At 32.0% G+C, this 21,273-nt stretch carries 21 protein-coding genes; 17 read left to right on the top strand and 4 right to left on the bottom strand.

What is annotated here, in order from left to right:
- Positions 1 to 57: 57 nt before the first annotated feature.
- On the bottom strand, positions 58 to 1,329 hold the full coding sequence (hflX, locus tag ACNDLV_RS04150) for a GTPase HflX (RefSeq protein WP_006586258.1): 1,272 nt from the start codon (positions 1,327 to 1,329) through the stop codon (positions 58 to 60).
- A gap of 172 nt (positions 1,330 to 1,501) precedes the next feature.
- Between hflX and ACNDLV_RS04145 the strand changes: the two genes are divergently transcribed.
- The 3 genes from ACNDLV_RS04145 to ndk all read left to right on the top strand — a co-directional run bounded on the left by ACNDLV_RS04145 (position 1,502) and on the right by ndk (position 4,593).
- The gene (locus ACNDLV_RS04145; protein ID WP_006587598.1) at positions 1,502 to 2,251 is read left to right on the top strand and encodes an ABC transporter ATP-binding protein; all 750 of its coding nucleotides are present in this window, start codon (positions 1,502 to 1,504) and stop codon (positions 2,249 to 2,251) included.
- Between the two features lie 14 nt (positions 2,252 to 2,265).
- Positions 2,266 to 4,065, top strand: a complete 1,800-nt coding sequence (locus ACNDLV_RS04140) for an ABC transporter permease (RefSeq protein ID WP_022091393.1) — start codon at positions 2,266 to 2,268, stop codon at positions 4,063 to 4,065.
- Positions 4,066 to 4,143: 78 nt separating this feature from the next.
- Positions 4,144 to 4,593, top strand: a complete 450-nt coding sequence (gene ndk / locus ACNDLV_RS04135; RefSeq protein ID WP_006587599.1) for a nucleoside-diphosphate kinase — start codon at positions 4,144 to 4,146, stop codon at positions 4,591 to 4,593.
- 40 nt (positions 4,594 to 4,633) lie between these two features.
- Here ndk and ACNDLV_RS04130 read toward each other — a convergent pair whose 3' ends face one another.
- The gene (locus ACNDLV_RS04130) at positions 4,634 to 5,284 is read right to left on the bottom strand and encodes a histidine phosphatase family protein (protein WP_006586262.1); all 651 of its coding nucleotides are present in this window, start codon (positions 5,282 to 5,284) and stop codon (positions 4,634 to 4,636) included.
- Positions 5,285 to 5,299: 15 nt separating this feature from the next.
- On the bottom strand, positions 5,300 to 5,974 hold the full coding sequence (locus tag ACNDLV_RS04125; RefSeq protein ID WP_006587600.1) for a matrixin family metalloprotease: 675 nt from the start codon (positions 5,972 to 5,974) through the stop codon (positions 5,300 to 5,302).
- Positions 5,975 to 6,157: 183 nt separating this feature from the next.
- On the opposite strand from ACNDLV_RS04125, the gene helD reads away from it, so the two are divergent.
- The 6 genes from helD (at position 6,158) to efp (ending at position 12,756) form a co-directional block, all read left to right on the top strand.
- Positions 6,158 to 8,452 carry an RNA polymerase recycling motor HelD gene (gene helD, locus ACNDLV_RS04120; protein ID WP_006586264.1) on the top strand — a complete coding sequence of 765 codons (2,295 nt, stop codon included), beginning with the start codon at positions 6,158 to 6,160 and terminating at the stop codon, positions 8,450 to 8,452.
- A 92-nt stretch (positions 8,453 to 8,544) separates the two neighbouring features.
- Positions 8,545 to 9,159, top strand: coding sequence for a GTP pyrophosphokinase (locus ACNDLV_RS04115; RefSeq protein ID WP_006586265.1), 615 nt, complete (start codon positions 8,545 to 8,547; stop codon positions 9,157 to 9,159).
- Positions 9,156 to 9,827 carry a response regulator transcription factor gene (locus ACNDLV_RS04110; RefSeq protein WP_006586266.1) on the top strand — a complete coding sequence of 224 codons (672 nt, stop codon included), beginning with the start codon at positions 9,156 to 9,158 and terminating at the stop codon, positions 9,825 to 9,827. Before ACNDLV_RS04115 ends, ACNDLV_RS04110 begins: the two co-directional genes overlap by 4 nt.
- Positions 9,828 to 9,833: 6 nt before the next feature.
- The gene (locus tag ACNDLV_RS04105; protein WP_006586267.1) at positions 9,834 to 11,084 is read left to right on the top strand and encodes a sensor histidine kinase; all 1,251 of its coding nucleotides are present in this window, start codon (positions 9,834 to 9,836) and stop codon (positions 11,082 to 11,084) included.
- 71 nt (positions 11,085 to 11,155) lie between these two features.
- On the top strand, positions 11,156 to 12,070 hold the full coding sequence (gene coaA, locus ACNDLV_RS04100; RefSeq protein ID WP_006586268.1) for a type I pantothenate kinase: 915 nt from the start codon (positions 11,156 to 11,158) through the stop codon (positions 12,068 to 12,070).
- A gap of 125 nt (positions 12,071 to 12,195) precedes the next feature.
- Positions 12,196 to 12,756 carry an elongation factor P gene (gene efp, locus ACNDLV_RS04095; protein WP_006586269.1) on the top strand — a complete coding sequence of 187 codons (561 nt, stop codon included), beginning with the start codon at positions 12,196 to 12,198 and terminating at the stop codon, positions 12,754 to 12,756.
- Positions 12,757 to 12,814: 58 nt separating this feature from the next.
- Here the strand turns inward: efp and ACNDLV_RS04090 are convergent, their stop codons facing one another.
- Entirely contained in the window at positions 12,815 to 13,726 is a 912-nt protein-coding gene (locus ACNDLV_RS04090; protein WP_006586270.1) for a proline-specific peptidase family protein, read from the bottom strand.
- A 152-nt stretch (positions 13,727 to 13,878) separates the two neighbouring features.
- On the opposite strand from ACNDLV_RS04090, the gene ACNDLV_RS04085 reads away from it, so the two are divergent.
- From ACNDLV_RS04085 to ACNDLV_RS04050, 8 genes are all read left to right on the top strand, one after another.
- A complete protein-coding gene (locus tag ACNDLV_RS04085; RefSeq protein WP_006587602.1) occupies positions 13,879 to 15,459 on the top strand; it encodes an ATP-binding cassette domain-containing protein in 1,581 nt (526 codons plus the stop codon).
- A gap of 301 nt (positions 15,460 to 15,760) precedes the next feature.
- Complete coding sequence (locus ACNDLV_RS04080) at positions 15,761 to 16,081, top strand: hypothetical protein (RefSeq protein ID WP_006586272.1); 321 nt, start codon at positions 15,761 to 15,763, stop codon at positions 16,079 to 16,081.
- Between the two features lie 193 nt (positions 16,082 to 16,274).
- Positions 16,275 to 17,027, top strand: coding sequence for a PAS domain-containing protein (locus tag ACNDLV_RS04075; protein ID WP_006586273.1), 753 nt, complete (start codon positions 16,275 to 16,277; stop codon positions 17,025 to 17,027).
- Positions 17,028 to 17,151: 124 nt separating this feature from the next.
- The gene (locus ACNDLV_RS04070; RefSeq protein ID WP_006586274.1) at positions 17,152 to 18,063 is read left to right on the top strand and encodes an amidohydrolase family protein; all 912 of its coding nucleotides are present in this window, start codon (positions 17,152 to 17,154) and stop codon (positions 18,061 to 18,063) included.
- Positions 18,064 to 18,118: 55 nt separating this feature from the next.
- Positions 18,119 to 18,526 carry a MerR family transcriptional regulator gene (locus tag ACNDLV_RS04065; RefSeq protein WP_006586275.1) on the top strand — a complete coding sequence of 136 codons (408 nt, stop codon included), beginning with the start codon at positions 18,119 to 18,121 and terminating at the stop codon, positions 18,524 to 18,526.
- A gap of 15 nt (positions 18,527 to 18,541) precedes the next feature.
- A complete protein-coding gene (locus ACNDLV_RS04060) occupies positions 18,542 to 19,480 on the top strand; it encodes an aldo/keto reductase (RefSeq protein ID WP_006586276.1) in 939 nt (312 codons plus the stop codon).
- 21 nt (positions 19,481 to 19,501) lie between these two features.
- Positions 19,502 to 19,885, top strand: coding sequence for a DUF2255 family protein (locus ACNDLV_RS04055; RefSeq protein WP_006586277.1), 384 nt, complete (start codon positions 19,502 to 19,504; stop codon positions 19,883 to 19,885).
- 119 nt (positions 19,886 to 20,004) lie between these two features.
- On the top strand, positions 20,005 to 21,234 hold the full coding sequence (locus tag ACNDLV_RS04050; protein ID WP_034530458.1) for a DUF2075 domain-containing protein: 1,230 nt from the start codon (positions 20,005 to 20,007) through the stop codon (positions 21,232 to 21,234).
- Positions 21,235 to 21,273: the final 39 nt, after the last annotated feature.

Genomic DNA, 21,273 nt, shown 5'->3' with positions numbered 1-21,273 from the left:
TGTTACAATAGTGTTGCATTAATTACATTAAGATTACAAATTAAAAAAGCGAATGTGTCATTCGCTTTTTTGTTTGTATATGGAAAATTTGGAATAGTCTTTTGGAGATAGTTTTACTGTAATTAAAATCCCGGTATTGGTATATTCTTCCTTTTTAACATCACCATTTTCATGTAAATAGGATAGCAAGGCGCCAGCATTAAGTGGCAACTTAATATTTAAAGACTTGTAATTAGAAAAAACACGTTTAGTGATAAATTTTGCTAAAACCTTAATTGACTCACTATCTTTGGCACTATATAAAATATCATTTCCCTCAATTTCTGGAAATTTTTTAGTTGTTAAATCAGCTTTATTATATGCTGTTACAATTGGAACATTAGTAATTCCAATTTCATGAAGAACTTTTTGGGTAGTTTTAATCATTTGAAGCATGTTTGAATCGCTACTATCGACAACATTTACAATCAGATCTGCATCACTTGCTTCTTTTAATGTGGCTTTAAAAGACTCAATTAAATTATGTGGCAATTTAGAAATAAAGCCTACAGTATCAGAAATAATGAAATCGTTAGTTCCATCAAAATTAATTCTGCGTACGCTAGTGTCGAGTGTAGCAAAAAGCATGTTTTTTACGAATACCTCTTTACCAGTATCGCTGCCAAAAACTTTTAGCAATCCATTCATAGTGGTCGATTTACCAGCATTAGTATAACCAACAAGAGCGACTTGTGGTAGTTTAGAATTATTTCTTCTCTTTGATTTTATTTCTTCTTGTGTAGCTACATTTTGTAGCTCTTTTTTGATAGTAGTAATTTGTTTATCAATTGTTCGACGATTTAATTCTAATTTACTTTCTCCAGAACCACGATTAACACTTCCACCACCACGTTGTTGATCTAATGTGTTTTCACTAGGATGGAGGCGAGGAAGTTCATATTGAAGTCTAGCAAGTTGAACCTGCAATTTAGCTTGACGAGTTTTTGCACGATTTGCAAAAATTTCTAAAATCAATTCAGTTCGATCAATTACTTCTAATTTAGTTATTTTTTCGATATTTCTAATTTGCATTGGTGTTAATTCGTCATTTAAAACAACTGCAGTTGCATGCAAACCATGAGCTAAGTTTTTTATCTCATTAAGCTTACCCAATCCAAAATATGTACCACCGTATATTTGCTCAAGATTTTGTCTAACTTGTCCTACTACTAGCATATTATTAGCTTCAGATAAATTTACAAGCTCAGTCATGTAATAATCAAAATTAGGATCACTTAAGTTAACACCAGCAACAACTACTTTAGTTTTTTGAGGCTGATTATCAATCATTATAGATACCTTTCTTTCTTTGTGTTCATTTTTATTTTAAGGGGTATTCATAACTGGAAGCAAATTAATAGATTATTTGTGGTGAAAATGAAGTTGAAATGATTGACAATGTCGTTTTATTATTGTAGTGTAATATTTGAATAGAACAGTATTTCAAAAAGGAGGAAAGAATATGTCAAACTTAGTCAATGTAAAAGAAATTACAAAAACTTATGGAAAGAAAGGTCAAAAACAATTTACAGCTCTCAAAGGAATATCATTTGAAGCTAAAAAGGGTGATTTTATTGTTATTATGGGGGCTTCAGGTTCAGGAAAAACAACTTTACTAAATATATTATCAACATTAGATAAGCCAACTACAGGTCGAGTAGAAATTAATGGAAAAGACATTAGCAATTTGAATAAGAATGCTATGGCTGACTTTAGAGGAAAAGAGATTGGATTTATTTTCCAAGATTTTAATTTACTAGAGAATTTAAGTGTTCGCGAAAATATTGCATTGCCACTTTCATTGCAAAACTATCCCGTTAAAAAGATAAATCCGTTAGTTGAGAAAGTAGCCAATCGTTTAGAAATAGCTGATTTATTAGATAAGTATCCTGCTCAGCTATCTGGAGGACAAAAACAAAGAGTAGCAGCAAGTAGAGCATTAGTTCATGAACCGGCAATATTACTTGCTGATGAACCAACAGGAGCACTTGATTCAAAAAGTGCAAGAGAATTATTGACTACTATGGAAGAACTTAATGAACAAGGGGTAACTACTTTAATGGTTACTCATGATCCCTTCTCTGCCAGTTTTGGTAAAAGAATTATTTTTATCAAAGATGGAAAAATCGATTCGGAGTTAGCTAAGGGGAATAAGGAAAGAAAAGATTTTTATCAAGAATTAATTGATAAGTTAGGTACATTAGAAAATTAATGAGGAGAAAAAAGATGATTTGGAAATTATCATTAACGGGCATAAAGTCGCGCTTTAAAGATTATTTAGTTCTTTTTTCTGGATTAGTAATTTCAAGTACGATATTTTATATGTTTTTGTCACTTGCTTTGAATCCAGCTTTTTTAAGAAAAAATATGTCTTTCTCCATTAGTATTACTCAATATATTTTTATTTTTGGGGCTATTTTATTAGGAATTATTACAGTTGCCTATGTAAATTTTGCTAATAATTTCTTATTAAGTATGAGAAAGAAAGATTATGGTACCTATTTAATGTTAGGAGCTAAATCGAGAAAAATAGGTAATTTGATTTTTAGTGAAACGTTGATTACAGGTTTTTTATCAACGATTGTAGGTATTTTATTAGGAATATTGGTAAGTCATGTTGTAACTGATATGTTATTGAACTTGATTCAAATAAAAATCAGTTCATATTCATCTTTTGTATTTAATGCAGTTTTGTATACTGTATTGTTTTATATTGCTATTTTCTTTTTAGCAGCAATCTTTAATCGAATTAAGTTGACTAAAACGCCAGTTATTAAATTGCTGAAAGAAGAACAATCTCCAGTAACGATTACCAAAAAGAAATTCCTTAGAATTATTTTTGCAATTTTGGGGATTGGCTTACTTGCTACAGGATATTCTTTATTACTAAAAAAAGATATTGATTTAAAGATCATAGTCGCTTCATTCTTTACAATTACTTTTGGCTCTTATTTCTTCTTTAAAGCTAGTTTGGGAATGGCCATTGACTTTTTAAGATTGCGACATCAGATACTTTATAAAAAATTACATTCTTTTACTTTAGGACAATTAAAATTCAGAATAGAAGAATATACTCAAATTTTAGCGGCGATTTCAATCTTCTTTGCTCTTGCTTTAGGAGCAATTACTGTAGGGATGAGATTTGAGAGTTATAAGAATCAATATGCCTCAACCACTTATTACGATGCAGTTGTACAAAAAGAAACAGCGAAAACTACTCGGCTTTTAAAAGAAATTAAAGGCAAGACAACAGCAAGGTATAATTTCAAAGAAACTAACAAAGTGATTTATTTTAATCAATCTTCTTTTAAGAAAACACCTCTGGTAAATCTAGTTTTTGATGAAAAAGCAGTTTCTAGTCAGTCAGATGCTATTGAACATATGAAAACTGTGAAGTTAACCGCTAAAAAGAATGAAATAGCACAGATGACAGAATTGCTTCAAGAATTTCTTCAAACTGGTAAAAAAATCCAATTTGTTTCAAACAGTGAATACCAAAAATTAACTGGAAAAGTTAAGCAATTTCAATTGATAAGAACTAAAGACATGCGAGCAAACTATTCCAATTTAAAAGAATTAAATGAAGAGCAAACTGATAGTTCACAGGGCTTAGTTCCTTTGCGACCAGTGGCCTACCAAATGGTAATTGGTTTAGTATCCGGCTTTGAGTTTATGGGATTCTTTTTGGGAGTTGCTTTTTTGGCAATGCTTGCATCAACTTTAATGTTTAAAGTATTAACAGGAGCTAAAAAAGATCAGATAAGATATCAAATGCTTTCCAAATTAGGCTTTAGAGATAAGCAAATTAAAAGTGCTATTAATCAAGAAGTAGGGATTTTGTTCTTCTTGCCAGCGGTTTTGGGACTATGTCATGTTTTATTTGGTCTAAAACTCTTTGAGAGAATCGTTATTAAGCCATACCAAGATTTTTGGATTCCATTTACAATTTTCTTGCTTCTTTATTTAATTTATTACTTTGCAACTATTAAATTGTATCAGTCAATTGCTTTAAAAAAGGTTAAGTAATTAAAGAAAATCGCCAAAGTTCTCTTAGTTTGGTATCCTAATTTAATAGATAGGTATACTGTAAGAAGGAGTAAAATGATGATTCAAAATGAATATAGTTTGGTTCTTGTTAAACCAGACGGTGTTAAAGCAGGTCATGTTGGTGATATTATTACTAGAATTGAAAATCGTGGCTATAAAATTGAAGCACTAAAAGTGATTAATGCAACTGAAGATCAGCTCAATGAACATTATATTGATAGTGTTGGTAAGCCATATTTTCCCCACTTATTGAACTATATGACTTCTGGTCCCATGATTGGAATAATTGTTTCAGGAACCCATGTGATTGAAGTATTGCATAAAATGGCTGGGGCAACTAATCCATCTAGTGCAGAGATGGGCACTATTCGTGGTGATTTTGGTAGAGAATGGCCAGATGATAATATTCGCAATGTGATTCATACTTCCGATAGCCAAGAAAGTGCTGAACGTGAAGCTAAGGTTTGGTTCTCTGATTTTGATTTTTCTAAAATAGAAAACTATTAATTAAAAATAGGACTCTCCATTATTAGGAGAATCCTATTTTTTATAAAGTAAGTTGATTATAACTAGTGATTTTAGTATCAGTATCAGTTAATTCCATCATAGTAATAGATGAATTTCGTGGGCCTGTTTTGATATCAAACGTTCCTTTGCCATATTTCGCGACAAGAGATCTAATGGTAAAACCATGTGTAACTAGTAAAATATTTTCATACCCATCTAATTGGCGAATTAAATCTAAGCCTTGTTCTAATCGGCTCCAGTATTCTTGGGCGTTTTCTGCATCATGATATGGATCAGATTTTTTCATTAAATCTTTTATTTCATCGATTGAATAATTATCGAGTAAGTCTTGTAAGTTACGTAAACCTACCGGTCCCGCAATCATGCGCCAAGCCATGTCAGAGTCCATACCCTCGAAATAACCATAAAACTGTTCTCTAAAGAACTTACTTGTCAGATGCTGTAATTGATTATGATTTATATTTTCTTTCATAATCAATTCGCAAGTATCGCTTGCTCTTTTAGTATCACTAGACAAAGCTAGATCAAAAGGAATATTTTTAAGAACTTGGGCAACCTTTTTCGCCCCATCAATTCCTTCATTAGTTAATGGTGTATCACACCAACCTTGCATTTTATTATAGTGATTAATGTAAGTTCGACCATGGCGAATAATATAAACCTTTTTCATATTTACTCCTCATTTTTATGCTGCATTAATTGAACTAGATGAAGATTGATTATTTTCTCCATATAGTTGCTTTACATTACTTATATCTCTAGGTTGGATTGTGTAATAAGAACCCTCAGGATACATTACACTAACTTCTTTAGTATGACTTAATCCAATCGCATGTCCTAATTCATGTTCAGCCGTATTAACAATTCTTTGATTATCATAGCCGAACCACTGATTTAGCAAATAATATTCATTAAGTTTAACAACTGCCTTGAGTAAGTGATGAGAGACAGGATTGTAGGAAGTGTTTGTTAATCCAGCTGCGTTAGTTGAATCATCATTCATTGCCTTTATTATGATATTAGCATTCTTTTTAGAATTGACAATTTTAAAAGTAAAAGCTCCAGTACTATTCCAACTATTAATGGCATTAACGGCAGCATTGTATAAAATTTGATTATCTAAGTCGATATATACAGTAGCATTATTGCTTGACCAAGTATAGTTGTTAGTTGAATTATGATCGTCATTAGCACTTGATTTACTGTTTGGATATACTAACTGTGTAACTTTAGTTTGTAAAAAAGCTACTGAGTCTTTAGCTGCAGTTTGTATAGAAGTATCATTTTGATATAAGTGGACAGCAAAAGCGATTAATCCAACCCAAATACCCAACTTTAATAATTTATTGATAATTTTCATCTTATTTATTTCCTCATTAATACAATAATCCATTTTTGACTAAAAATATATCTAGAAGTTTTGAAAAAGCTGTGAATAAATTATCAAAGCTTGTTAAAGAAACTCTAAAATGCATCAGATTATAACTTAAAGATTAGATATGCTACAATAGTATGCAAGATTTTTAGAAAGGGTGGGAAAGTTTTGAATAATTTTGAGAATGAAAAAAGATATGAACAAGCCCACTTAGATGAAGTTTTAGGTCTAATTAAGAAAAAAGAAGCTAAATTAGCGGGATCGATTAAATCTGCTGAAAAAGAAGCGCGTAATTTGAATGCTCATTTTTTCGATGATTTAAAATTGGATTATGATGGCTATTCAACTTCGATGGATACGGCTTTATCCATTCACCAGCAACAACAAATGTTAGCTGAAAGACAAAATGCTTGGCAACATTCAAGTAAGCAATTGTCTACTCTTAAAAGATTAGAAAAAAAGCCATATTTTGCAAGAGTAGACTTTGAAGAAGTAGGTGAAAAGCCAGAAACTATTTATATCGGTTTAGGATCTTTTGCTGATCGTGATGATCACTTTTTAATTTATGATTGGCGTGCTCCAATTTCTTCAATTTATTATGATGGTAAGCTAGGTAAAGTTACTTATCATGCACCTAGTGGTGAACAAGAAGTTAATATGACCAAGAAACGTCAATTTATGATTGAAAATGGTCATATTGAAAATATGTTTGATACCAATGAATCAATTGGTGATCAAATGTTATTAGAAGTGTTGGGAGAAAAGTCTTCAACACAAATGAAATCAATCGTTACTACAATTCAAAAAGAACAAAATAAAATAATCCGTAATACTAGTGCGGACTTGCTTTTTGTTCAAGGAGCTGCTGGTAGTGGTAAAACTAGTGCAATTTTGCAAAGAATAGCGTATCTTCTATATCGTTATCGAGGAAATTTGACTAGTTCAAATGTAATTATGTTTAGTCCTAATCAGCTTTTTAATGACTATATTGAAAATGTTCTACCAGAAATGGGTGAACAAAATATGGTACAAATGACATACTGGCAATTTGCTAGTCGTCGTTTGCCAGGAATAGCTGTAGAAAACTTATTTGAACAATTTGAAAATTCAGAAAAAAATAATAAAATAAAGGACTTTAAAGATTCAATTTATTTCTTTAAACTTGTTACACGTTATGCACAGCTCTTAAAAGAGAAGGGAATGGTGTTCAAAGATCTTTATTTCCGAGATAAAGACAAACCATTTTTCAGCAAAGAAAAAATAAAGGATATATATTATTCATTCCCACCTAATTATAAATTGTCTAATAGAATTGATGCGACCCGCGAAAGCTTGGTTAATAGTTTGAACCATATGATTACTAGTGAAAGTAAAAAAGCTTGGGTTGCAGATATAATAGAAAATCTTAGTCAGGAACAACTGAATCAACTATATGATCGACCAGATCAAGAATTTGAATCAAGTGAAAAAGAAGAACGTTTTTTAGCTAGAAAAATAGTAATAAAGGAACTTCAAAAAGTTAATAAGAAAATTAATCATAATCAGTTTTTGAATATCCGCCGGCAATATATTAATTTTCTACGATTAGTGGGCAAAAGTGTAGACTTCACTAAATATGGATTTTCACAAGAAGAATGGGATAAGCATATATCAGAAGTTATAACTGGTTTTAAGAATAAGAAAATAAAAATGACGGATGTAAGTGCTTATTTATACTTATATGATTTGATTACAGGGCGAAGAACCAATTATGAAATGAGATATGCTTTTGTTGATGAAATTCAAGATTACACACCATTTCAAATTGCTTATTTACGGTTTAACTTCCCAAGAGCTAAATTTACAATGCTCGGTGATTTAAACCAAGCTATTTTTACTAAGGATTCTAGTCATGACCTATTAAATCAAATATCGACATTATTTGATCCTGAAAAAACAGAGGTTGTTCAACTGACCAAGTCGTATCGCTCAACTAAGCAGATTACTGAATTTACAAAAGAAATATTAGTTCAGGGAGAAAAAATTGAATCCTTTAATCGACAGGGTCCGAAACCAACATTCTATAAGAGAGCAGACTTTTTGGCAGAAATAGAAAGTTTGATGTCTGTGATTAAAGAAAATGATGCTCAAAAGTTGACAACAGCTATCATAACTAAAGATTTAGCAAGTAGTAAGGCTGTTTTTACCGCATTAAAAGAAAAGAGCGTAAAAACTACTTTAATTGCCTCAGCTAATCAACGATTAGTTCCAGGGACAATTGTAGTTCCATCATATCTTGCTAAAGGGCTTGAATTTGATGCTGTTGTTATGTGGGATGCAAGTGATAAAGTCTATCATAACTTTGATGAAAGTCAGTTAGTGTATACAATTGCTTCACGAGCTATGTATAAATTGGATATAATTTATTGTGAAAAGTTAAGTCCTCTTTTACAAGTTAAGAAAGATTTATATATTGATAAGTAATTATTAAGCCATCGTTTAGATGGCTTTTTCTTCACACTTTTTTCTTAAAGCTCTGCTAAAATGCAAAGTATAACAATAAGGAAGGTTATGCTATGAGTATTTATGGAAAATATCAAGCTTACTTGCCCCTTATTTTAGAGGATATGCGGCAAGAAATTACTGCGATGAATGAAGAATATCAAAAAAATCATGGACAAAAGTTATATGAACATTTTGAAGGTAGAGTTAAATCAGACAAAAGTATGATTGAAAAGTGCCAGCGCAAGCAACTACCATTGACACCAGAATCAGCTCTGATTAAAAATAGGGATTCAATCGGCGTTCGAATTGTGACTAACTTTGTTGACGATATATATACAGTAATTAAATTATTAGAATTGAAAAAAGATATCCACATAGTTAAGAAAAAAGATTACATAAAAAATGCTAAACCTAATGGATATCGTTCTTATCACTTAATTATCGAAAAAGAGGTTCCTTTTGAAGATATAAAGGGACAAAAACCAGGTCATTATTTTATTGAAATTCAATTAAGAACTATTGCGATGGATACATGGGCAAGTTTGGAACATGAAATGAAGTACAAACATAATATCAAAAATCCAGAAAGAATTAGCAAAGAGTTGAAAAGAGTAGCCGATGAGTTGGCAAGCTGTGATTTAAGTATGCAGACTATTCGGCAGTTAATTAAGGAAGATGAATCATGAGGATATTACTTGCAGAAGATGAAAAACAATTAAACCGAGTTCTAACAGTAGCGATGACAAGTCAAGGATATGATGTTGATAGTACATTTAATGGTCAAGAAGCAGTTGAAATGGCCCAAAGAAAAGCATATGATGTAATGATTTTTGACATTATGATGCCTATTAAGGATGGGCTAACTGCTGTTAAAGAAATTAGAGCAAGTGGGGATAAAACTTATATTATAATGCTGACAGCTAAAAGTGAAATAGATGATAAGGTTAGAGGACTAGATGATGGAGCTGATGATTATTTAACAAAACCTTTTTCATTAAAAGAATTATTAGCTCGCTTGCGTTCAAAAGAGCGGCGAGAAGATAGCTATACTACTAAAAAAGTTCAGTTGGCTAACTTATTTTTAGATGTGGAAAACCAGGAGGCTTCTAGTCGAAATTCGGTAAGATTATCAAATAAAGAAACAGAACTACTACAATATTTACTATTAAATAAAGAAAAAAAACTTTCTACACAGGCTATTTTTACACATGTGTGGAAAGATTCGGACGAAGATGAGGATATTGTGTGGATATATGTTTCATATTTACGTGAAAAATTAAAAGCCATTGGGGCTGATGTGGAAATATCTGGGGAAAAAGATGGGAGTTTTATGCTTCAAGTAAAGAAAGGATAAGGTCTGATGATTAAAAAATTTCGGCGTAAATTTATCGCAGTTGCAGTATTGTCGTTGGCAATTATCCTTTTCGCTTCATTTGGTGGGGTCGTTTTAGCGACTCAATACCGTACAGATAAGGAAATAACAAATGTTTTACAACTTTTAGCTAAAAACAATGGCCAGTTAAATCAAAAAGCTGCTCGAAAGACCTTGGGACCGGATTCTAATAAGGATTCTTTATTTAAGTATCGCTATTTTACTCTTAGTTTATCTAGTACAGGTAAGCTAAAATTAGTTGATAATACCCATATTTCTACGATTTCAGCTAGTGATATTACTAGCAATAGTTCTTTAATTAAAAGAACTATAAAAAATACTACTAGTGAAGGTAGTATTATGATTAATTCGAATCCATATCGTTTTATTTTAGTAAAAAGTAAAAGTTCTAATCAAACGATTGCAATATTTCTTGATACTACGCCAATAACCGCTAGTTATAAGCATTTATTTAGAGTAGCAATTTTTTTAGGAATTAGTGGTCTAATCTTTTTTACTTTAATTTTGTTTTTACTTTCTAATCAAGCAATTAAACCAATTGTGGAAGCATATGAGAAACAGCGACGCTTTATTACTAATGCGGGTCATGAATTAAAAACACCGCTTGCAATTATCTCCGCAAATACTGAAATGGAAGAAATGATAGGCAAAAGTGATGAATGGACTGAAAGTACTAAAGAACAAGTAGAGCGGTTAACGATGTTAATTAATCAATTAATCAGTTTAGCAAGAATGAGTGAAAAAGATGAATTAATTTTAGAACGAGTTAATTTTTCTGACTCTGTAAAAAGAGCTGCTAATAGTTTTAAAAGTCTGATTCAAAAAGATGGTAAGAATTATGATATAGAAATTGAACCTGATTTATTTGTAAATGGAGAAAAACAAAGTTTATATGAACTGGTTAATATTTTAATTGATAATGCTAACAAATATTGTGATGAAGCTGGTCGAGTAAGTGTTAACTTGAATAAAGGATCATTAGGAAGAAATGCTATTTTGCAAGTGAAAAATAGCTTTAAAGATGGTAAAAGTATAAATTATAATAAGTTTTTTGAGCGGTTTTATCGATCAGATGAATCTCATAATAGTCAAAAGGGAGGCTTTGGAATAGGTCTTTCCATGGCCCAAGACTTGGTAAGGGTTTTTGGTGGAAAAATAAATGCTAGCTATGATGGAAAAAATGTTGTTTTAACGGTTATTTTGAAATTAAGAAAGTAGGCAATTATCGCCTGCTTTTACTTTTTATGCTATTTTTATATTTGAAGTGCTTTAATTTGGAGTGGTGAATTATGAAGTCTTTTACACACTTTAGCAGAAAAGAATGGGCAAGTTTAAATCCTAATTTAAATATCAATGTAAGTCATGAAGAATTAGAAAAAATCAATTCACATGGTGACGTTTTAAGTATTAAAGATGTTCGACAAGTATATGAATCTTTAGTTGCTTATATAGGGGTAGTGTTTAAACAATCTAAAGAAAAAGAGAAGAAAAAAGCTGATTTTTTAAAGCGACCGATTTCTAAACGACCATTTATTATAGGAATTTCAGGTTCAGTTTCTGTTGGTAAATCAACTACCTCTCGTTTGTTGCGTCTGCTTTTACAAAGGACATATCCAGAGTTAAAGATTCAGAGAATGACTACAGATGGTTTTTTATATACAAATAATGAACTAAAGGCTAAAAATCTGATGAGTCGAAAAGGATTCCCAGAAAGTTATAATATGCAACGCTTGAATGACTTCTTAACAGATGTAGTAAGGGGAAAAGAAGATATTGTTTATCCTCTATATTCTCAAGGTATATCTGATATTGTACCGGACGAATTCGGTCATGTTCTAAGCCCAGATATTTTAATTATTGAAGGGATTAATACATTACAATTACCACCGAATGGAACAATTGTTAGTTCAGATTTTTATGATTTGTCAATTTATCTTGATGCAGATGAAGAGTTAATTGAGAGTTGGTTTTTGAGTCGCTTTAAAGAATTAATGGAACAAAATAAAGATAATCCTGATAATTATTACTATCATTGGGCCAACAGCGATCGTACTAAAGCGATAAATGCTGCTAAAGAAGTATGGCAATCTGTTAATCTGGTTAACTTAAGAGAATTTATTGCCCCAACGAAGGCAAGAGCAAATGTTGTTTTACATAAAACAAAAGGGCATCATATTGATTCAGTATATTTAAGATGCTACTAAATTTGGTATACTAGATGTATGAATTGGATTATTTATATGTTGATGAAAGTTCTGGCTTTGCCCCCGTCAATTAGTAATTGAAAAGTTAGTATAAAAATATTTGATTTAAAGAGGAGTTATTAATTATGGTAAATGCAATTGAACTAAAAAAAGGTATGATTTTTAGCCAAGACGGAAAGCTAATGAGAGTATTAAAGAGTAATCACCACAAACCTGGCAAGGGAAATACAGTTATGCAAATGGACTTGAGAGATGTTCGTGCCGGTTCAGTGATTCATAAGACAATGAGACCAAGTGAAAAAGTAGAATTAGTTGAAGTAGCTAAAAAAGGTGCACAATACCTTTATGCTGAAGGTGATAATTACATCTTTATGGATACTACAACTTATGAACAATATGAAATCACTAAAGACCAATTAGGTGATGATGCTCTTTACTTAATGCCAAATATTGAAGTACAACTTGAGTTTACTGATGATGGCGAATTGATAGGTATTGAGTTACCAGCTACTGTAACTATGAAAGTAGCAGAAACTCAACCCGAAATTAAGGGTGCTACCGCAGCAGGTGGTGGTAAGCCAGCTACTATGGAAACAGGTTTGGTTGTAACTGTACCAGATTTTATTAATGAAGGTGACGAATTAGTTATTAATACGCAAGAAGGTACTTACAAGTCACGTGCATAAAATCTTTATATATAAAAAGCTATTAGGAGAAATATTCTAATAGCTTTTTAAATGGTCTTTATTTGTTAAATGTGTCAGTTTCGACTTCTTGAATAAATTGCGCTAAATGACGATAGTATACATCAGGATTATCTACCATATGGTGGTGTCCTCCGTTTGGAGTAGTAACTAAGCGAGAATTTGGAATAAGCTTCTCCATTGTTCTAGCAGTTTCAATAGGCATAGTTTCATGTTCCCCAAAGGTTAATAAAGTAGGTACTTTAATGTTAGGAAGTTGATCTCTAAAGTGCCAATCTTTTAGCTTACCAGTGATGACAAATTCATTATCTCCTTGAAAAGCATTGTAAACTGCGCTTCCTCCTAAATCTTTTAAGTGGTATAACTTCGAAGGCTGTTTACGATCAACAAAGTTAATATTCAAGATTTGAACATCATCCTGGTATCGTTGATTATCAAAATTACCTTCAGCTTCACACTTATGCATGAAGTCAATTTCTTCTTTGGTTAATACTTCTTCGCGTCTGCGATTAACAGCTTCAACGTATTCATCAATTTCATCAACCATTGATGAAATAATAGCGCCTTTTAAGTGTTTACCATATTTAACTGCATATTCTTGAACTAATAATCCGCCCCAACTTTGGCCTATGAGATAAAAATTATCAATACCTAATTTTTGTCGAACTTCTTCAACTTCATCTAAGAAGTATTCGTAAGTAAGGTATTTTTTGGCAATATCAGGATTATTATAATCTGGTTGGTCAGAGTATAAAGAGCCTAATTGATCATACATGTGAACTTGGACATTTAAACCTTGCTTTTTTAATTGTTCAGCAGTATCTTCCCAATATTCATGATTCCCACCAGGTCCGCCATGTAGGGCCAGTAAATGAATATCACCGCTTCCTTGAGTGTTTGTCCATAAATGATAGCCATTATCCAGTGTAAGAATTTTAGTTCCTTGTTTCATGTGTGTCTCCTTACTAATACTTTTGATATTAATGAAATAATAACATTAATTTTAACTTTTTTTAGTATAAAATGCATTTTTGCGGATAGAATGCAGAATCTCTTAAAATTAGTTACAATGTAATGGACGTTAAAATATTTAAGGAGAAATAAATGAGTCTTAAATACGCACAAAAACGTAAAGTTTTTTTATTTATCTTTTTTGCAACGATTAAAGCCTGCAATATTTTATTTGTGGCCTACATGCTCAAATTAATGCTTAATGTTGCTTCATCTGGTAAAAAAGATATGATGCAATTAGTTGGGTTAGCTGGTATTACAGCAGTTGGTCAATTATTTTTTATGTGTAGCAATTTCTTGTATGAAGCAAATAAAATGGAAATTATCCGCCAGGTAAACCTCTATTTAAAAAAGAAAAATATTGCTTATTTAGTTGATCGAGGAGATAGTGACATTAAACAGGGTTTAAGTTTAATGACTAATGATTTAAAACAAATTGAAACTAATCGTGTCACTGCACAATTAGATATGATTTTTCAAAGTATAACTTTTGTTGGTGCTTTAAGTTTTGCATTTTATAATTCATGGGAAATGACTTTGATTTTTATTGTAGCCTCGTTAGCACCAGCAGTTGTGCAGATTTTTACTAGCAAAATTATTACGCAAAAGGCTAAAATTTGGACTAAAACCAATGCTGATTATACACAAAGTGTATCTGATAGCTTAAATGGTGCGAATGCTGCTAATTTGTATAATAGCAGGGATAATATCTTAGTTAGGGCAACTAAGTCAGCATCTAAAATGGAAGCTGCCTTAAAGTCAATGAATTTAACTCAAGCTTGGGCATTAGAACTCATTTATTCTGCTGCAGAACTCTTTTGTTTTATAGTTCCATGTACAATTGGTGGAATTTTAATGATGGAAGGTAAGTTAGCAGTTGGTACTTTAGTAATGTTAGTTGATTTAGCAATGAATTTTATTACGCCAGTAGTTACTATTTTTCAAGAATTTAATCAGGTTAAATCAACGGTACCTATGTGGGAAAAGAGCTTACGAGCTGTTAATTATCAGTTAGATGATGAAGTTGAAAAGCGTGATAATTTTACTGGATTAGAGGTTCAAAATTTAAGTTATCAAACTAGTTCAGATAAAAGAACAATTTTTTCAAATGTTGACTTAAAGGTTAATCCAGGTGAGAAAGTTCTTTTAATGGCCCCAAGTGGTTGGGGAAAAACAACCTTACTTAGATTAATGCTAGGTCAAAAGCAACCTCAAGAAGGTAAAGTATTAATAAATCAAAAAGATGTAACTGGTAATTGGGAGTCAGCACATAATTATTATTCCTATGTCAATCAAAAGCCTTTTTTATTTGATGATAGTTTGCGCTTTAATATTACCTTAGGAAGAACTTGTTCTGAAGCAGAATTATTAGCAGCTATTAAAGAAGCGGGCTTGAATGATTTGGTTGAAAGCAAGGGCTTAGACTTTTATGTTGGCGAAAATGGTAATAAACTTTCAGGTGGGCAAATCCAGAGAGTAGAAATAGCTAGAGCTCTGCTTTCAAGGCGTCCAATTATTTTGGCGGATGAGGCAACTAGTGCATTGGATCCAGTAATGTCAAAAGCAATACATGAAACCTTGCTAAAAAATCCACAAGTAGCAGTTATTGAAGTTGCCCATAAGATAAGCGATTATGAAAAAGAGATGTTTGATCAAATTGTTAAATTTAAATAGCATGACATTTTTGTCATGCTTTTTTCGTAAAAAATAAGCGTGAAAAATTGTTGAAGGTCAAAGAGGTGCATGTTAGAATGTCGATAAATTGAAAGGAACTTATGATTAATCGAAAGTTAGCTTTCAATTTTTGTAACAAAGTTCGTCGATTTTTTAAAGAGAGGGACATATATGAATATTTTAAATCTTAAGCTTGGTATTCCTTTGATAATTTGGGGAGCTAGTGTAATTCTTGGTTTTTTGCAATTAAAAAACTAGAAAGAATTACCTTAATCGCCTAAATAGTCTGGATACTTTCTTGATGGCAACAATTGTTGCCTTAATTTTTTTACTCCAATCCTTAATAGTTCCAGAAATTTTAGCATTCGTTTTTCGTGAATTTGCTCTATTCTTTGGCTTACTTAGTGTGGTATTGCTAATTATTGCGCTAGTTTTAAAAGCATATCAGACCTTTCAACTTGCTTCTTTAATTGATGTCGGCATGTTTACTGCATTTTGGGGAGTCGTAGTACTTTTTATATCACAAAATTACATTTCAGTTTTTACGATGATTGTTCCGATTTTTGCAGTAGTTGTCGGAATTGCTTTGATTATTTGTGGCAAAAAAGCGGAAAGTTATTAAACAATAGAAAACACTTGAAAAGCATCTTAGGATGCTTTTTTATTATTTAAAGGAATATATTTTGCACTTAAATAAAATTATATTTTATAAAGATAAAAGAAAAATATAAAATATATCAAATGAAATATTGAATTAGTATAGCGTTAAAGTTATGATAAAAGCGATTACATAACAAAGAGAGCGAGGAACTACAATGGCTGAACCAAAATGGCTAAAAGATATGAATCCTGATGATTATTTAAAAGAAGACTTTGATTGCAAAGGTAAAGGGAAATATACCGTTTCTGGTATTGAAAACGATGATCCAGAATGGCTTGATAAAGCAGCAAAGAAAGTTAATGCTGCTGAAGGCGATGACTACGTTAAACTTGATTGTGGTTTAATGACTGTTAACCAATTGAACTGGATGCTTAGAAATACTTTTGGTGAATTGACTTTTGTTGACGAAAATAACCAATTTTTGTGGTATAACCGTCCGACTGATCCTAATTACAAGATGAAGGCCAAGCGTGTTCCTGCTCAAGTTGGTGACACAATGGGACAAATTCACCCAGATGTACGTGATGTTATCCCTAACGCTAAAAAGGTTGTTCACGCACTTCGCACTAAAGAAGGCGGACATGATGATGTTTACATGCCAGTTCCAACTGGTAACTTGAAGGAATTAGTTTTACACTACTACAAGCGTGTTGAAGATGAAGAAGGTAACTATCGCGGAATTTACGAATGGGTACAAGACTTATATCCATTTGTTAAGTACTTCTGTGAAACCACTGGTCAAAAGTTGGTAGTTGACCCAGATGCTACAACTGGTGCAACTTACCGTCGCAATTCTGATCCAGATGCAAATACTGGAGCCTCAAGAAAGGCTGAAGCTGAAAAGATGGAAGAAAAGCCAAAGGTTGAAGAAAAACCTGATGCAAATACTGGAGCTTCAGAGCATTAATTAGTTTAGATAAGCGATCTCAATTCATTTTGAGGTTGCTTATTTTTTTGAAAAAAATCTTGACTTGGAGTTGACTCCAACCAATACAATTAGATAAAAAATTGGTTAAGGAGCTGATAAAGCAATGAAAATTGATGTCTTTTCACATTTTTTACCTCAGAAGTTCTATCAAAAAATGTTAGAAATAGAACCTAATTTAGCCGACACCTTTCCTTATGTAAATAATCCTATCTTATTTGATCCTGTCAAAAGACAAGAAAGTATTCCTGAAGGCGTCAAGCAAGTAATTAGTGCAGTAAATATTAATCCCGAAGACTTTGCTAGAGCAGATACGGCGGCAAAACTTTGTCAAATGGCTAATGAAGAATTAAATGAGTTAGTTATGAGTAACGAAAAATTTCTTGCTGCAGTTGCTATGTTACCAATGAATAACTTAAAAGTTGCAACTGAAATAATTCATCAAATAACAAGCAAGGAAAATAAATTAATTGGAGCTCAGATTTTTACAAGAGCTTTAGGAAAAAGTATCGCTGATGAAAGTTTTGAACCGATTTTTGCCCAAGCTGAAAAAGATAATGTGCCATTATTACTTCATCCAGTTTTCGATGAAAGAAAACCAGATAATAATTTGGTTTTCAGCTGGGAATATGAATTAGGTCAAGCAATGCTTCAATTAACAGAAAATGGGATTTTTGAAAAATATCCTAAATTAAAAATTATTGTTCATCATGCAGGTAGTATGGTTCCATTTTTTGCAGAGAGAATTAATCATATCTTACCTAAGAAGCAAGCTGATGATTTTAAGAAATTTTATGTAGATACTGCAATTTTAGGTAATCCAAGTGCCTTAAAACTAGCGTTAGATTACTATGGCAGTAACCATATCTTGTTTGGAACTGATGCACCATTTGGAATTCAGCCAGCAGGAGCTACAAATGAAATTATTTCTGCTTTAAAAGAAACGAATATCGAGTCAAAGCAGCTTGATAAAGTGTTCTATGAAAATTTCTACGAACTTTTTGAAAATAATATTTGACTTGAAGCTAACTCCAGGTAATAAGATATCTATTAACTAAAGCGGGAGGATAAAAATGGCTAACTTAACAATTACTGAAATTAGTAAAAAATATAATATTACCACTGATACGATTCGTTACTATGAACGAATTGGACTTTTACCTAACATACCGCGTAAAAGTAATGGCAATCGATATTTCACTGATGGAATGCAACATTTTTTAGAAATGGTTATTTGCTTGCGCCACTCAGGAGTGAGTGTTGATTCATTGGTAGAATATGTAGCTTTAATTCAAAAGGGAGATGCAACGCTTGATGCTAGAAAAGAACTTTTAGAAGAACAAAGGGATTTGTTGGAAGAAAAGAAACATAATTTACAGCGGTCAATTGATCGTTTGAATCATAAGATTTCACTTTATGAATCTGGTGAAATAACGGAAGATAAATCATATTTCAAAGAATATAAAATTAATGAAGACTAAGGAAGGATAAAGTTAATGAATAAAGAATCTAAGATTGTCCTTGGTGCATGGGCATGGGGCGATAATAATAGCTATTTTGGTAATAATTATGATCAGTCACATTTTCAGGAAGTATATGACCAAGCAGTTAAGTCGGGTTTAACTTTTTGGGACACTGCTTTTGCATATGGTGCTGGAAATTCTGAACGTATTTTAGGAAATTTGATGGAACATACGCCACGTGAGGAATTGACTATTTCTACAAAATTCACACCACAAATGGCTGATAATAGTGAAAATCCAGTTGAGCAAATGTTTGAAGGAAGTCTTAAGCGCTTGAAGACGGATTACATTGATTATTACTGGATTCATAATGACGCTGATGTTGAAAAATGGACACCAATGGTAATTAATTTAGTAAAAAGTGGAAAAGTTAAGCATATTGGTGTATCTAATCACACTTTAAGTGAGATTAAACGAGTTCAAAAAATTTTGGTCGAGGCAGGTTTAAAGCTTGATGCTGTACAAAATCACCTTAGCTTGCTTGATCGAACTTCTGAACAAGCAGGAATTCTTGATTACTGCCGTCAAAATAATATCGAATTTTTTGCGTACATGGTTTTAGAACAAGGTGCATTAACTGGTAGATACAATCAAGATAATCCATTCCCAGCAGGCAGTGTTAGAGCGCAAGTCTATAACAATAAGTTGCCTCAATTAACCGAATTACTTAATAATTTACAAGCAATTGGTGATAAACATGGAATTAGCATTGCTCAGACAGCGATGGCTTGGGCAATGGCTAAGGGTGCTCTTCCAATTATCGGAGTAACTAAGGTAAATCAAGTTAAAGATGCCAAAGCGGTTACTCAAGTTCAATTAACATCTTCAGAAATTAATCAATTAGAAGAGGTGGCTGATAAGGCAAACGTTAATACCATTGGTAGTTGGGAACAAGATATGCGAGAAGATTAGTAGAAAGGAAAGAATATAAATATGACCTGGACTAAAGAAGAATTAGCTAATTTTAATGAAAGTTCAACTTTACAAAATCATCCATTTGATAGCGATAAACACTGGACTGAAGATAATCCAGTTTGGTGTGTAGTTGCAGATAATCGTTTATTTATTCGCGGAGCAAAAGGAGATAAAGCAACTAAATGGGTTCTTAATGGAACCGCCAATGGAGGAGAAGTTGCTGTTGAAGGAAAGCTTTACCAAGTAAACTATAATCTTGTTACTGATAAAGAGACTATTAAATTAGTGACTGAAGCTTATGAGAAAAAGTATCATGGCCAATATCCAATTGATTTAATGGTATCTGAAATAGCTGAATCAGGAACAGTAGAATTAATAAAGGATATTAACAAAATGGAATGAATTCGTAGGTTTTGCTTAGCGAGTTAGTTTAAATGAAAAGTAGTTTCTTAAGTGAAACTGCTTTTTTAGTAATAAAATAAAAACTATCCTGAGTTATTAGAAAAGAGTGTGTATTACCTATTTTAACTAATGATGCTACTGAAAAATTATCAGTCAATTTACCTTTAACTACTGAGCAAGAAAATCTCGTAAAAAGAATTATCTCTTTTACAAGAAAACATATTAATGGTGATAATCCAGCTATCTTTACTGTTTATGGAGATGCAGGTACTGGAAAAAGCGTGGTTTTAGCTCATTTATTTAATCAAATTCAATTAGCTGCTAGAAATGAGAAGAATTCTAATTTATATGGAACTAAAAATTATTTTCTAGTTAATCACCCCGAAATATTGAAAGTATATAAAGAGATTGCTGGGCAAGAAGCAGGATTATATAAGAAGGATTTTACTAGGCCAACTTCGCTCATCAATGAATTAGATAAAAAGCAGGCTCAAGTTGATATTGTAGTTATTGATGAAGCTCATTTACTTTTGTCGCACAGGGATGCCTATAATAATTTTACTTATGATAATCAATTAATTGAGATTATTAAAAGATCCAAGGTGGTAATCTTAGTTTTTGATCCATATCAAGTTATGAGAACTAAAACATACTGGTCGACTAAACGATTAGAGAAAATTACTCATCAGTATCCTCATGAAGATTATCATTTAACTCATCAATTTAGGATGAATGCTAGCTCGGAGTTAATTGATTGGTTTAATACTTTTACTGATGAGGCTAAGATTATGCCATTTCCTAAGAATGCTAGATTAGGATATGATTTTCGTGTGTTTGACGATGCAGAAAAAATGCGACAAGAAATCGTTAAAAGAAATCAAGAAGTTGGATTATCTAGAATTTTATCGACAACAGGGTATCCGTCTATTCTTGATGGTAAAAACCATTATATTGAAGAAGGTAAATTTAAAATGCCTTGGGATCAATATAATTACACTAGTAAGCCTTGGGCTGAAATACCAGAAACGATTAATGAAGTAGGGTCTTTTTATACTTGTCAAGGCTTTGATTTGAATTATACCGGTATCATCTTGAGCCCACCATTTAGCCAAATTCCTGGGACTAATAAGGTTCAAATTGATACTAGCAAATTTACTGATACTGAGGCTTTTAAGAAGCGGGCTGATTTGTTTGATCCGCAAGAATTAGAACAAGTTAAGCAACGACTTTTTATGAATCAGATTAATGTCCTGTTTAAAAGGGGAGTTTATGGGACTTATCTTTATGCTCATGATCCACTTTTAAGAAAGACTTTGTTTCAAGCTTATCGAGAAATAAGCCAGAGTTAGTAGCATAATACTAGACAAAGACGTCAAAATTTGGCGTCT

This window comes from Lactobacillus fornicalis, from assembly GCF_055362665.1.
This window is presented reverse-complemented; position numbering and strand designations above follow the sequence as displayed.

Coding starts and splice junctions, on each gene's coding strand:
- ACNDLV_RS04055 (WP_006586277.1), top strand. CDS start 19,502: ATGACCTGGACTAAAGAAGAATTAGCTAATTTTAATGAAAGTTCAACT.
- ACNDLV_RS04065 (WP_006586275.1), top strand. CDS start 18,119: ATGGCTAACTTAACAATTACTGAAATTAGTAAAAAATATAATATTACC.
- ACNDLV_RS04075 (WP_006586273.1), top strand. CDS start 16,275: ATGGCTGAACCAAAATGGCTAAAAGATATGAATCCTGATGATTATTTA.
- ACNDLV_RS04140 (WP_022091393.1), top strand. CDS start 2,266: ATGATTTGGAAATTATCATTAACGGGCATAAAGTCGCGCTTTAAAGAT.
- ACNDLV_RS04115 (WP_006586265.1), top strand. CDS start 8,545: ATGAGTATTTATGGAAAATATCAAGCTTACTTGCCCCTTATTTTAGAG.
- ACNDLV_RS04090 (WP_006586270.1), bottom strand. CDS start 13,726: ATGAAACAAGGAACTAAAATTCTTACACTGGATAATGGCTATCATTTA.
- ACNDLV_RS04145 (WP_006587598.1), top strand. CDS start 1,502: ATGTCAAACTTAGTCAATGTAAAAGAAATTACAAAAACTTATGGAAAG.
- ACNDLV_RS04080 (WP_006586272.1), top strand. CDS start 15,761: ATGGCAACAATTGTTGCCTTAATTTTTTTACTCCAATCCTTAATAGTT.
- coaA (WP_006586268.1), top strand. CDS start 11,156: ATGAAGTCTTTTACACACTTTAGCAGAAAAGAATGGGCAAGTTTAAAT.
- efp (WP_006586269.1), top strand. CDS start 12,196: ATGGTAAATGCAATTGAACTAAAAAAAGGTATGATTTTTAGCCAAGAC.
- ACNDLV_RS04070 (WP_006586274.1), top strand. CDS start 17,152: ATGAAAATTGATGTCTTTTCACATTTTTTACCTCAGAAGTTCTATCAA.
- ndk (WP_006587599.1), top strand. CDS start 4,144: ATGATTCAAAATGAATATAGTTTGGTTCTTGTTAAACCAGACGGTGTT.
- ACNDLV_RS04085 (WP_006587602.1), top strand. CDS start 13,879: ATGAGTCTTAAATACGCACAAAAACGTAAAGTTTTTTTATTTATCTTT.
- ACNDLV_RS04130 (WP_006586262.1), bottom strand. CDS start 5,284: ATGAAAAAGGTTTATATTATTCGCCATGGTCGAACTTACATTAATCAC.
- ACNDLV_RS04105 (WP_006586267.1), top strand. CDS start 9,834: ATGATTAAAAAATTTCGGCGTAAATTTATCGCAGTTGCAGTATTGTCG.
- ACNDLV_RS04060 (WP_006586276.1), top strand. CDS start 18,542: ATGAATAAAGAATCTAAGATTGTCCTTGGTGCATGGGCATGGGGCGAT.
- hflX (WP_006586258.1), bottom strand. CDS start 1,329: ATGATTGATAATCAGCCTCAAAAAACTAAAGTAGTTGTTGCTGGTGTT.
- ACNDLV_RS04110 (WP_006586266.1), top strand. CDS start 9,156: ATGAGGATATTACTTGCAGAAGATGAAAAACAATTAAACCGAGTTCTA.
- ACNDLV_RS04125 (WP_006587600.1), bottom strand. CDS start 5,974: ATGAAAATTATCAATAAATTATTAAAGTTGGGTATTTGGGTTGGATTA.